At 67.5% G+C, this 11,943-nt stretch carries 11 protein-coding genes; 5 read left to right on the top strand and 6 right to left on the bottom strand.

Going from position 1 to position 11,943, the window contains the following annotated elements; translation table 11 throughout:
- The first annotated feature begins 6 nt into the window (after positions 1 to 6).
- Positions 7 to 633: a TetR/AcrR family transcriptional regulator gene (locus AGI3411_RS02850; RefSeq protein ID WP_208748009.1), complete on the top strand. Its 627-nt coding sequence runs from the start codon at positions 7 to 9 to the stop codon at positions 631 to 633.
- Positions 634 to 642: 9 nt separating this feature from the next.
- Here AGI3411_RS02850 and AGI3411_RS02845 read toward each other — a convergent pair whose 3' ends face one another.
- From AGI3411_RS02845 to prfB, 4 genes are all read right to left on the bottom strand, one after another.
- Positions 643 to 963 carry a preprotein translocase subunit TatB gene (locus AGI3411_RS02845; protein ID WP_129525908.1) on the bottom strand — a complete coding sequence of 107 codons (321 nt, stop codon included), beginning with the start codon at positions 961 to 963 and terminating at the stop codon, positions 643 to 645.
- A 15-nt stretch (positions 964 to 978) separates the two neighbouring features.
- On the bottom strand, positions 979 to 2,502 hold the full coding sequence (lysS, locus tag AGI3411_RS02840; protein WP_129525907.1) for a lysine--tRNA ligase: 1,524 nt from the start codon (positions 2,500 to 2,502) through the stop codon (positions 979 to 981).
- Positions 2,503 to 2,512: 10 nt separating this feature from the next.
- Entirely contained in the window at positions 2,513 to 3,268 is a 756-nt protein-coding gene (locus AGI3411_RS02835) for an SDR family oxidoreductase (RefSeq protein ID WP_129525906.1), read from the bottom strand.
- A gap of 41 nt (positions 3,269 to 3,309) precedes the next feature.
- A protein-coding gene (prfB, locus tag AGI3411_RS02830; RefSeq protein ID WP_129525905.1) for a peptide chain release factor 2 occupies positions 3,310 to 4,414 on the bottom strand; the annotation gives its coding sequence in 2 pieces (ribosomal slippage) (positions 3,310 to 4,332 and positions 4,334 to 4,414; 1,104 coding nt in all).
- Positions 4,415 to 4,670: 256 nt separating this feature from the next.
- Between prfB and AGI3411_RS02825 the strand changes: the two genes are divergently transcribed.
- Positions 4,671 to 5,981: an MFS transporter gene (locus tag AGI3411_RS02825; RefSeq protein ID WP_129525904.1), complete on the top strand. Its 1,311-nt coding sequence runs from the start codon at positions 4,671 to 4,673 to the stop codon at positions 5,979 to 5,981.
- 360 nt (positions 5,982 to 6,341) lie between these two features.
- Here AGI3411_RS02825 and recJ read toward each other — a convergent pair whose 3' ends face one another.
- Positions 6,342 to 8,042, bottom strand: coding sequence for a single-stranded-DNA-specific exonuclease RecJ (gene recJ / locus AGI3411_RS02820; RefSeq protein ID WP_129525903.1), 1,701 nt, complete (start codon positions 8,040 to 8,042; stop codon positions 6,342 to 6,344).
- Positions 8,024 to 8,968, bottom strand: a complete 945-nt coding sequence (locus AGI3411_RS02815; RefSeq protein ID WP_129525902.1) for a hypothetical protein — start codon at positions 8,966 to 8,968, stop codon at positions 8,024 to 8,026. Before AGI3411_RS02815 ends, recJ begins: the two co-directional genes overlap by 19 nt.
- A 200-nt stretch (positions 8,969 to 9,168) precedes the next feature.
- Between AGI3411_RS02815 and AGI3411_RS02810 the strand changes: the two genes are divergently transcribed.
- From AGI3411_RS02810 to AGI3411_RS02800, 3 genes are read left to right on the top strand one after another with little or no spacing between them, the layout of a single operon-like run.
- On the top strand, positions 9,169 to 10,401 hold the full coding sequence (locus tag AGI3411_RS02810) for a lipoprotein-releasing ABC transporter permease subunit (RefSeq protein WP_244240243.1): 1,233 nt from the start codon (positions 9,169 to 9,171) through the stop codon (positions 10,399 to 10,401).
- Positions 10,394 to 11,083 carry a lipoprotein-releasing ABC transporter ATP-binding protein LolD gene (gene lolD / locus AGI3411_RS02805; RefSeq protein ID WP_129525900.1) on the top strand — a complete coding sequence of 230 codons (690 nt, stop codon included), beginning with the start codon at positions 10,394 to 10,396 and terminating at the stop codon, positions 11,081 to 11,083. The genes AGI3411_RS02810 and lolD overlap by 8 nt, the downstream gene beginning before the upstream one ends.
- A gap of 39 nt (positions 11,084 to 11,122) precedes the next feature.
- Positions 11,123 to 11,941, top strand: coding sequence for a TatD family hydrolase (locus AGI3411_RS02800; protein WP_129525899.1), 819 nt, complete (start codon positions 11,123 to 11,125; stop codon positions 11,939 to 11,941).
- Positions 11,942 to 11,943: the final 2 nt, after the last annotated feature.

The following is an 11,943-nucleotide window of genomic DNA, read 5'->3' as shown; positions in this document are numbered from 1 at the left end:
ACCGCCATGCCCACCGCCGCCGCGGGGCGGGACGAGCGATCGGATTCCGAGCGCAGGCGAGAAGTGATCATGATGGCGGGCCAGCTTTTCTGCAGGCACGGCTACGAGCGCACCACGGTGCGCGAGCTGGCGCGGGCGGTAGGGCTGCAGTCCGGCAGCCTGTTCCATCATTTCCGCAGCAAGGAGGAGATCCTGGTGGCCGTGATGAACAACGGCATCCAGGAGGTGATCGATGGAGGCGAACAGGCGCTGGCGCGCTACAACACGCCGGCTGACCGGCTCGCCGCGCTGTTCCGGGTGCATATGTGGAGCATGCTGCACGGCGCGGGCGGAGACGCCATGAACGCGCTGGTGTATGAATGGCGCAGCCTGTCGGCGCCCAGCCGGGCCATCGTCAAATCGCTGAGCGACCGCTACGAGGAAATGTGGCAGGAGGCGGTTGCGGCGGCGGTGGACGCCGGCTTGCTCAAGGGCGATGCGCGCGTCATCAAGCGCTGCGTGCTGGGCGCCATGAACCTGACGGTGCAGTGGTACAAGCCCGGCGGCCGCTTGCAGCCAGCGAAGTTCATCGACGCCATGCTGCAGGCGTCGCTGCCGGCGCTGCCGGAGGGGGCGGGCAGGTGGCCGGCTTGAAACAGGGGTTCAGCCACGGCGCTTGAGAAAGGCGCCGACGGCGCAGGCCACGGCCAATGCCAGCAGCGAGCCGGCCACGGGCAGCAGGAAATCCGCTTCGCCGCGATAGCCGCCGCCGGTGACGCCGCCCGCCACGCTGCCCATCCACAACACGACGCTGAGCGCCGCGGCGACCGCCGAGATCGCGGCGGCCACGCACAGGGCGACGAAGGCCGGCCGGCGCGGCCGCGCCGGCGCATAGGGGGCGGCTGCCTGGACGCCGCGGGGTTGCTTGATCCAGTAGATCAGCCCCGCCACGACCAGCAGGAGCATCAGGATCTTGAAGATCATGACGCCGTCCGCTTATCAGTCTTCACGGCGCAGGTGCGGGAAGAGGATGACGTCGCGGATGCTGGGGCTGTCGGTCAGCAGCATGACCAGGCGGTCGATGCCGATGCCGCAGCCGCCCGTCGGGGGCATGCCGTATTCCAGCGCACGGATGTAGTCCGCGTCGTAGAACATGGCCTCCTCGTCGCCGGCGTCCTTGGCCTCGACCTGTGCGCGGAAACGATCGGCCTGGTCTTCGGGGTCGTTCAGCTCCGAGAAACCGTTGGCGATTTCACGGCCCGTCATGAAGAGTTCGAAGCGTTCGGTGATGCCCTCGCGGGTATCCGAGGCGCGCGCCAGCGGGGAGACTTCGACCGGGTAGTCGATGATGTAGGTGGGGTTCCAGAGCTTGGCTTCGGCGGTTTCCTCGAACAGCGCCAGTTGCAGCGCGCCCAGGCCCGCGCGCGACAGCACCGGGCCGTCGGCGTCGGCGCCCAGCTTCTTGAGTTCGGCGCGCACGAAGGCCGGATCGTCGAGCTGCGCCTGGGTGTAGCCGGGGGCGTACTTCAGGATGGCTTCGCAGATGGTCAGGCGGTCGAACGGCTTGCCCAGGTCGAGCTCGCGTTCCTGGTAGGTGAGCAGGGCGCTGCCGGTGGCCGAGATGGCGGCCTGGCGGATCAGCTCTTCCGTGAAGTCCATGAGCCAGCGGTAGTCCGCGAAGGCTGCATAGAACTCCATCATCGTGAATTCGGGGTTATGGCGCGGGCTGACGCCTTCGTTGCGGAAGTTGCGGTTGACCTCGAAGACGCGCTCGAAGCCGCCCACGATCAGGCGCTTCAGGTAGAGCTCGGGCGCGATGCGCAGGAACATTTCCATGTCCAGCGCGTTGTGGTGCGTGACGAAGGGCTTGGCCGCCGCGCCGCCCGGGATCGGGTGCAGCATGGGGGTTTCCACTTCGAGGAAGCCGGCGTTCAGCATGAACTGGCGGATGCTGCCCACGGCCTTGCTGCGCGCTTCGAACGTGCGGCGCGTGGCGTCCGTCATGATGAGGTCCACGTAGCGCTGGCGGTAGCGCAGTTCCTGGTCGGCCACGCCGTGGAACTTGTCGGGCAGCGGGCGCAGCGACTTCGACAGCAGGCGCGCGCTGGCGGCGTGCACCGAGAGCTCGCCCTTGTTCGTCTTGAAGACCGAACCCTCGACCGCGATGATGTCGCCGATGTCCCATTGCTTGAACGCGGCGTAGCTATCTTCGCCCAGCGTGCCGCGGTCCAGGTAGATCTGGATGCGGCCGGTGCTGTCCTGCAGCGTGGCGAAGCTGGCCTTGCCCATGACGCGCTTGAGCATCATGCGGCCCGCGACCTTGACGGCGACGGGGTTGGCGGCCAGGGCTTCCTGTTCTTCGCCGTCGTATTTGTCGTGCAGGGCGGCGGCACGGGCGTCGGGGACGAAGTCGTTGGGGTACGCGACCCCGGTTTCGCGCAGTTTGGACAGCTTGGCGCGCCGTTCGGCGATCAAGCGGTTTTCATCCTGGGCGGGTGCCGGAGCGGTCGAGTTGTCGGTCATGGTAGGGAAATCAGTCGTAATTGCGGATGTCGTCGATCTCGGTCGTGCCGAAATCTTCGCGATCCAGGTAGGCGAGGATGCGGGCGGCCACGTTGGCGGGCGAGGACAGCTTGCCGGTCGCGTGGAAGTCCTGGAACTTGGACAGCGCCGGGAAGTCTTCCGGATCGCTGGAGCGGATGGCGACCTGCATGTCGGTGTCGACGATGCCGGGGGCCAGCGCGACGATGCGCGCGCCGTCGGCGCCTTGTTCCTGTTTGACGACGCGCGTGTACATGTCGAGCGCGGCCTTGGTGGCGCAATACACGCCCCAGCCGGCGTTGGGGTTGCGGCCCGCGCCCGAGGAAATGTTGAGCACGCGGCGGTCGGCCTGGAGGCCCTGTACGGCGGCCAGAAAGCGCGCGGTCAGCAGCATCACGGCAGAGACGTTCAGGTTGAAGGCGGAGGCGATGGCCGCGCCGTCGTTGAGCGCGCCGGTGGCGAGGATGGGGTGCACCGTGCCGGCGTTGTTGATCAGCAGGTAGCGTTTCGCGTCGCGCGGCAGCGAGGCGCAGATGCGCTCGGCGGCCGCTTGCGCCGCATTCAGGTCCGAGAGGTCCACGGACAGCTGGTCAAGCTGTGCGTCCTGGGCGCGCGCGTACGCGGCCAGTTCGGGATCTTCGCGGCGCGCCAGCGTGATCAGGCGCGTGCCCGGTCTGGCCAGGCCGCGGGCCATGGCGGCGCCGATGCCGCGCGATGCGCCGGTGAGAATTGCGATGGTGTCGGACATTCGTGAACCTCAGGGTACGGTGAATGGAAGTGTCGCGAAACTCAGATGCCTTGCTTCAGGCTGGCCTGGATGAAGGGGTCCAGGTCGCCGTCCAGCACTTTCTGCGTGTTGGAGATTTCGACGTTCGTGCGCAGGTCCTTGATGCGGCTCTGGTCCAGCACGTAGGAGCGGATCTGGTGGCCCCAGCCCACGTCGGTCTTGGAATCTTCCAGCTTCTGCTGCTCGGCCATGCGGTTGCGCATTTCCAGCTCGTAGAGCTTGGACTTCAGCATTTGCATGGCTTCGGCGCGGTTGCGGTGCTGCGAACGGTCGTTCTGGCACTGCACCACGATGCCGGTGGGCATGTGGGTCAGGCGGACTGCGGAGTCGGTCTTGTTGATGTGCTGGCCGCCCGCGCCGCTGGCGCGGTAGGTGTCCACGCGCAGGTCGGCGGGGTTCACTTCGACTTCGAAGGAGTCGTCGACTTCAGGGTAGACGAACACGCTGGCGAACGAGGTGTGGCGGCCGCCCGACGAGTCGAATGGGCTCTTGCGCACCAGGCGGTGCACGCCGGTTTCGGTGCGCAGGTAGCCGAAGGCGTACTCGCCTTCGAGCTTGATGGTGGCGGATTTGATGCCCGCGACTTCGCCTTCGGATTCTTCCAGCACTTCGGCCTTGAAACCCTTGCGTTCGGCGTACTTGAGATACTGGCGCAGCAGCATCGAGGCCCAGTCCTGCGCTTCCGTGCCGCCGGCGCCGGCCTGGATGTCCAGGAAGCAGTTCAGCGGGTCGGCCGGGTTGGAGAACATGCGGCGGAATTCCAGCCCTTCCAGCTTTTCCTGGAAGGCTTCGGCGTCCTGTTCGATGGATTCCAGCGTGGCGTCGTCGTCGTCGGAAGCGGCCAGTTCGAACAGTTCGTTCGAATCCGCCAGCCCCGAGCCCAGCGCCGTCAGCGTTTCCACGACGTCTTCGAGGGCCTTCTTTTCACGGCCCAGGTCCTGGGCATGCTTAGGGTCGTTCCAGACCGCCGGGTCTTCGAGCTCGGCGTTTACGACTTGCAGGCGTTCAGCTTTGGCATCGTAGTCAAAGATACCTCCGTAGAGCCTGTTCGCGCTCCGCGTAGTCGGCGAGGCGGGCTGCGAGCTGGTTCTGACGTTCGGCTTCCATGATTGATCCTGTCTTGGTGACTTTTGTGCGAAACCTGGCATTTTAGCGCGCTTGACCCTGACGCGTGGGCCGATATCGGGATGGTAGGGACGGATCATTCCCGATGCGTTTCGCCGGACGAGGAAAAGTTGTTCAGTTTTTTGTCAACTATGTGGTTCTAGCCTGCGGTATCGGCCGCGCGCCCCTACCCGGGAACGCGGACCGCTACCGCGCCGGTCTGCCGCCGGCCTATCCCGCCAGAGGAATGGAGACATAGATGGAAAATACGATGGCCCCCGGGGTCTCGCCGGCGATCCCGGCGACTGAGGAGGACCGGATCTACCGGAAGGTAGGTTGGCGGCTGGTGCCGCTCTTGGTGGTGTGCTATGTCGTGGCCTACCTGGACCGCGTGAATGTGGGCTTCGCCAAGTTGCAGATGCTGCAGGAACTCCAGTTCAGCGAGACGGTGTACGGGCTGGGCGCCGGCATCTTCTTCATCGGATACTTCATTTTCGAGATTCCCAGCAACATCATCCTGCACAAGGTGGGCGCGCGGGTCTGGATTGCGCGGATCATGATCACCTGGGGGATCATTTCCGCCTGCATGATGTTCGTGAACAGCGTGCATATGTTCTACGCGCTGCGTTTCCTGCTGGGCGCGGCCGAAGCCGGGTTCTTCCCGGGCATCATCCTGTACCTGACCTATTGGTATCCGGCGGCGCGCCGCGGGCGCATCACCACGTTCTTCATGACGGCGGTGCCTATGTCGGGGCTGATCGGGGGGCCGATTTCGGGCTGGATCATGAGCACTTTCCACGGCGACCATGGGCTCTCGGGCTGGCAATGGCTGTTCCTGCTGGAGGGGATCCCGTCCGTCATCATCGGGATACTCGTGCTGGTGTATCTCGATGACCGTATCAACAAGGCCAAGTGGCTGACCGCCAGCGAGAAGGCCGTGCTGATCCGCAACATCGCGGCCGAGGAGCAGCAGAAAGAGGACCCGCCGATCCGCGCCGCCCTGGTCAAGCCGCGGGTGTGGGCGATGGCGCTGATCTACTTTTCGTTCGTGATGGGGCTTTACGGCGTGGGATTCTGGATGCCGACGCTGATCAAGAGCACGGGGGTGCAAAGTCCGCTGGTGATCGGTCTGCTGACGGCGGTGCCCAATCTGTTCGCCGTGATCGGGATGATCCTGATTTCCCGGAATTCCGACCGCCACCGCGAACGCCGCTGGCACGTTGCGCTGCCGGCGCTGTTCGGGGCGCTGGGCCTGCTGTTGTCGGCGGTCTGGAGCGGCAATACGGTCCTGGCTATTCTGGCGCTGACGGTGGCGAACATCGGTATCTGCACGGTGCTGCCGCTGTTCTGGAGCCTGCCTACCGCCTTGCTGGGCGGCACCGCGGCCGCGGCCGGTATCGCGCTGATCAATTCGGTGGGCAATCTGGCGGGCTTCGTCAGCCCCTACCTGGTCGGCTGGCTGAAGGACATGACCGGCACCACCAACACAGGGCTGTACATGCTGGCGGGCTGCCTGGTGGTTGGCGCGCTGGTGGCGCTGGCGCAGCCGGCGAGGCTGGTAAACAAGTAGGCGGCGCCGGGCGCGGGGGGTAAACCTACCCTGCGTGTTCGAGTGTCTGACACCCGTACGAGATGCCCGTCAAGCTGAATATGGAGCCCCCCGGGTGTCTGACACCGGGGTTGGCTTCTGGGCCGCCACGGCGGCCGGCTCGGTCGGCGTTGCGTCTACGGTCGTCGGGGACGATCGGTTGCTGCCGTGGGGGTGTCAGACACCCGGGAGCATCGGTTTCAGCTTGGCGGGGCTCTCGTAAGGGTGTCAGACACTTTGTTGGAAAGACGGCCGCCCCGCCGCCGGGCCGTCCCAAGGCGGGGCTACCCCCCCCCTCGGGGGGCAGCTAGCCCGCGTAGCGGGCGCGGCGCGGGAGTAAACCTACCCTGCGTATTCGATGACCAGTTGCACCGACACCATGCCGTTCCAGACATTCTGTTCCAGGCGGTAGGCGGCCTGGATATGTTCCGGGAGGGACTGGTCGTGGCCGAACCAGATGGCGTCGAAGCGCTGGTGGCCGCGTTCGAGCGATAGCTTGAGGTGCTTTTCGCCGACCAGGCGCTGGTTGCGCACGACGAATTCGTCCAGGAAGAGGGGCGCGGCGAAGCCTGCGCCCCAGACCTGTTGCTGGAGCATGCCGGCGACGTCGGCGTTGGCGTAGCCCGATTCCAGGGATCCGTCGGTTTCGATGACGGGTTCGAAGGCGTCGCGTCCGGTGAGTTCGCGCACGGCGGCGTCGAAAGCGGGGGCGAAGGCGGCAAAGTCCGCTTTGCCGAGAGTCAGGCCCGCAGCCATGGCGTGGCCGCCGAATTTGCGGATCAGGTTGGGGTGGCGCTTGGACACCAGGTCCAGCGCGTCGCGCAGGTGCACGTCGGGGATGGAGCGTCCCGAGCCGCGGATCTCGTCGTCGCCCGCGGGGGCGAAGGCCAGCGTGGGCCGCCAGAATTTTTCTTTCAGGCGCGAGGCGACCAGGCCCACGACGCCCTGGTGCCAGCCCGGGTCGAACACGCAGACGGTGGCGCCGGCGGTGGCGTCGGGCGCTTCCATGGCAGCCAGCGCCTGTTCGCGCATTTCGGCTTCGATCGTGCGGCGCTCGCGGTTGATGTTGTCGAGCTCGCGCGCCATTTCCAGGGCCTGGGCTTCGTCGTCGGTGGTCAGGCAGGCGATGCCGAGGCTCATGTCGGCCAGGCGGCCCGCGGCGTTGATGCGGGGGCCGAGCGCGAAGCCCAGGTCGAAGCCGTTGGCGCTGCGGGGTTCGCGGCCGGCGACGGCGAACAGGGCGCGCAGACCCGGTTGCAGGCGGCCCGCCCGCATGCGCTGCAGGCCCTGGGTGACCAGCAGGCGGTTGTTCGCGTCCAGTTTGACCACGTCGGCCACGGTGCCTAGCGCGACCAGGTCGGACAGCGCGTCCAGGCGCGGGCCGCCGTCGGGCGCGTACACGCCTCTGCGGCGCAGTTCGGCGCGCAGGGCCAGCATCATGTAGAAGATGACGCCCACGCCCGCCAGGTTCTTGGACGGGAAGCCGCAGCCGGGCTGGTTGGGGTTCACGATGGCCAGGGCGTCCGGCAGGGTGTCTCCCGGGAGGTGATGGTCGGTGATCACCACGCCGATGCCGGCCGCGTTGGCCGCGGCCACGCCGTCGACGCTGGCGATGCCGTTGTCTACCGTGATGATGATGTCGGGCTTGCCGGCACGGTGCCGGCAAGCCAGTTCGACCACCGCCGGCGACAGGCCATAGCCGGTCTCGAAACGGTTGGGGACCAGGAAATCCACGTCGGCGCCCATGGCGGACAGGGCGCGCAGCCCCACCGCGCAGGCGGTGGCGCCGTCGCAGTCGTAGTCGGCCACGATGAGCAGTTTCCTGCCCGCCTGGATGGCGTCGGCCAGCACGCCCGCGGCGTGGGCGGAATGCGTCAGGCCGGCGGGCGGCAGCAGCGATGGCCAGGCCAGCCGGGTCTGGTCGGGGTGGGTGACGCCGCGGGCGGCCCAGAGGCGGGCCAGCAGCGGATGGATGCCCGAGGCTTCCAGGACGCGGCAGGCGTCCAGGTCGGACGGGCGGACAGTCAAGCGGGGTGAGACCACCAGGCGCTCCAGTTTTTCTTGGGCGCGGGCAGCAAGCCGAGCAGGCCCCCGCGCGGTTTCAGGGTAAGGGCGACCTTGCGGTCTGCGCCCAGCAGCAGGAGCTCGGCGGGTGCGCCGGGCAGGCCGTTCTTGCCGGCCAGCGGACGCAGGCGCTGCGCGTCGAGCGCGGCCAGGGCGTCCAGCCAGGCGGCCCAGTCGCCGCCGCGCTGCGGGGCATCCAGCTCGGTAAATACGTGTTCGGCGCCGGCCGCCGCGACGGGCCAGGGCGATCCGCCGCCGTACAGCCAGAGCGCGTTGACCGGGGGCAGGCCGCGGGCCGCGCGCGCGTCGTTGACGGGGTGGCCGTGCCACGTCATCTGTATTTCATTGAGCAGCCGGCGCCATGGCCGCGTTTGCGCGTCCTGGCGCCACCAGTCGTTCAGGCGCTGCCCGGCCACCGCCAGCGGGCTGGCGGTCTGGGGGCGCAGGCCGTCGGGCAGCCGCAGGCGCCAGCGTTCGGGCGACAGCGGCTCGACGGCGAAGCCCGTGCCCTCGAAGAGGGGGAGGACCGTTTCCAGCAGGGTGGCGGTTTCTTCGGCGCGCAGGTCCATCATGCCGGGATCCAGCAGGGTGGCCTGGTCGGTGCCCAGGGCCAGGTGGACCAGTTCGGCCAGCCAGACGGGCTCGCCGTTGGCGGCCTGCCCGGCGGCCAGCAGCGGGCCGAGGCCGGCGCCTTGCAGCAGGCCGGGTTCGGGGCGGTAGCCCGCGCGGGCCAATTGCCAGGACTCGAAGGCGGTGCAGCCGTGGGCGCGTACGTCGAAGGGCTCGGGGCGGGCGGTGGCGGCCTGCAGCCAGCCATGCAGGGTGGGCGCGCGCTCCGGCAGGAGCTTGGCCAGTTCCGCCGCGACGGGTAGGGTGGGCAGGGCGCCCGGGATGACGATCAGCATGGCGAGGATTGTAAGCCCACCCCCTACCCGCTTGCGCGGGCCCCCTCAAAGGGGGCGGCACTGGAGGACCGGGAAAGCCGGCTCCTTGGTGCCCCCGATAAGAGTCCCCCGGCGCGGGTCGCCTTCCCGCTTGTTAATGCCATAATGCGCACGTGCTGAAAATACCTTACGAACTATGGATAGGCGCCCGCTATGCCGGGTTGGCCCGAATCCGCCAGCGACGCGGCCGCCGCGATCGCTTCATCTCTTTCATCGCCGCCAGTTCCATGGCGGGCATCGCGCTGGGCGTCGCCGCCCTGATCGTCGTGCTGTCTGTCATGAATGGTTTCCAGAAAGAAGTGCGCGACCGCATGCTGTCGGTGCTGCCGCACATCGAGCTCTATATCCCCGGGGCCGTGCCGGAACGCGTGCTGGAAAAATGGCAGGAGTTTTCCACGTCTGCCAAGCAGAACACGGAAGTCAAGGCCGGCGCGCCGTTCGTGGCGGCGCAGGGCATGCTGGTGCGCGGGCAGGCTCTGCGGGGCGTGCAGGTGCGCGGAATCGATCCGCAGGCCGAAGGCAATGTGTCGGACCTGCCCAGGCAGATGGTCTCGGGCAAGCTCACCGACCTGAAGCCGGGCAGCTTCGGCGTGGTGCTGGGCAACGAGCTGGCCGACGGCATGGGCGTGAAGCTGGGCGATACGCTGCTGATGATGGCGCCGCAAGGCTCGATCAGCCCGGCCGGCTTCACCCCTCGCATGCGCCAGTTCACCGTGGTGGGCGTTTTCTCGTCCGGCCACTATGAATACGATTCCTCGCTGGCCTTCGTCGACGACGAGGACGCCGCCCGCGTGTTCCGCGACAGCGGCACCGCCGGCGTGCGCCTGCGCATCGCCGACATGCAGAAGGCGCCCGAGGTGGCGGCCGAGCTGCAGAAGGTGTTGCCGCCCTACGTGATGGCGAGCGACTGGTCCCGCAACAACCGCACGTGGTTCGCGGCGGTGAAGACCGAAAAGCGCATGATGTTCCTGATCCTGGCGCTGATCGTGGCGGTGGCGGCGTTCAACCTGCTGTCGTCGCTGGTCATGGCCGTGAAGGACAAGCAGTCCGACATCGCCATCCTGCGCACGCTGGGCGCCGGCCCGCGGGAAATCGCCCGCATCTTCCTGGTGCAGGGCGCGCTGATCGGCGTCATCGGCACGCTGCTGGGCGTGGCGGGCGGCATTCTGATCGCCTATAACGTGGACGTGATCGTGCCGTTCATCGAGCGCCTGCTTGGCGTGCATTTCTTGCCGCGCGAAATCTATTTCATCAGTGCCTTGCCCTCGGATCCCCAGGTGAACGATATCGTCACCATCGGCCTGACCTCCCTGGTGCTGTCGCTGCTGGCGACCCTGTATCCCAGCTGGCGCGCATCGCGCCTGCAACCCGCCCAGGTGCTGCGCCATGACTGACATCCTGACTCCCGCGCTGCAGGCCGACAACATCGTCAAGGTCTACGACGAAGGCCCCGCGCGCATCGAAGTGCTCAGCAACGTCAGCCTGTCCGTGGCCCGCGGCGAGATGGTTGCCATCGTCGGCGCTTCCGGTTCCGGGAAAAGCACGCTGCTGCATATCCTGGGCCTGCTGGACGTGCCTACCAGCGGTTCGGTGTCGGTGGATGGCCAGCTTGCCGTCGGCCTTTCCGAGAGCCGCAAGAGCGCGGTGCGCAACCGCAGCCTGGGTTTCGTCTACCAGTTCCACCATCTGCTGCCGGAATTTTCCGCGCTGGACAATGTGGCGATGCCGCTCATCGTGCGCCGCCAGGACCGCGACCAGGCCCGCGAGGCCGCCCACGAGGTCCTGGGCCTTGTGGGGCTTGCGGCCCGTGAGGGGCATTTCCCGGGGCAATTGTCGGGCGGCGAACGGCAGCGCGTGGCGCTGGCGCGCGCGCTGGTGACCCGGCCGGTCTGCGTGTTGGCCGACGAACCCACGGGCAATCTGGACCGCCACACCGCGCACAATATGTTCGAGCTGCTGACGCAGGTGAACCAGGAGTCCGGCACGGCGTTCGCCATCGTGACGCACGATCCCGAACTGGCCGCCCGCGCCGACCGCCAATTGCACATGGAAAACGGCCGCCTGGTTTCGGGTTGAGCGGGCCGGGTGGATAATCGAAGCAAGGAGGCCGCGCCCATGCTGATCGACACCCATTGCCACCTGGATGCCGCCGAGTTCGACGCCGACCGCGAGCAGGTGGCCGACGACGCCTGCGAGGCGGGCGTCCAGTCCATCGTGATCCCGGCCGTCGAACGCGCCAATTTTTCCATCGTGCGCGAACTGGCCGGCAAGGTGGCCGGCGGCGCCTACGCGCTGGGCATCCATCCCCTCTACGTGCAGCGGGCCGGCGATGCCGACCTGGATGCGCTGCGCACGGCCGTCAAGCAATCGCTGGGCGATCCCCGCTTCGTCGCCATCGGCGAAATCGGCCTGGATTTCTTCGTGCCCGAGATTGCCTCCGGCGCGCCGCGCGAACGCCAGGAACATTTCTATGCCGCGCAGCTGGCGATGGCAGCCGAGTTCGGCCTGCCGGTGCTGCTGCACGTGCGCAAGTCGCAAGACATCCTGTTGAAGTATCTGCGCCGCCATCCGCGCATCGGCGGCATCGCCCATGCCTTCAATGGCAGCGCCCAGCAGGCGCAGGCGTTCATCGAGCACGGATTCGCGCTGGGGCTGGGCGGCGCCATGACTTATGAGCGCGCGCTGCAGATCCGCCGCCACGCCGTCGATGTCGACCTGGCGCACCTGGTGCTGGAAACGGATGCGCCGGATATTCCTCCCGCCTGGCTGCATCCGCCCCAGCGCCGCAACCGGCCCGGGGAACTCGTCCGCATTGCCCAGACCCTGGCGGATTTGCGCGGGCTGACGGCCGCGCAGGTGGCGCATGCCACCACGGCCAACGCCCTGCGCGTGCTGCCGCGCCTGCCCGCCGCGATCCTGGCCGACGCCGACTGACG

It is taken from the genome of Achromobacter agilis (genome assembly GCF_900496965.1).
GTDB lineage: Bacteria > Pseudomonadota > Gammaproteobacteria > Burkholderiales > Burkholderiaceae_B > Achromobacter > Achromobacter agilis.
The sequence above is the reverse complement of the archived record's forward strand: the minus strand, read 5'-3'. Positions and strand labels throughout refer to the sequence as shown.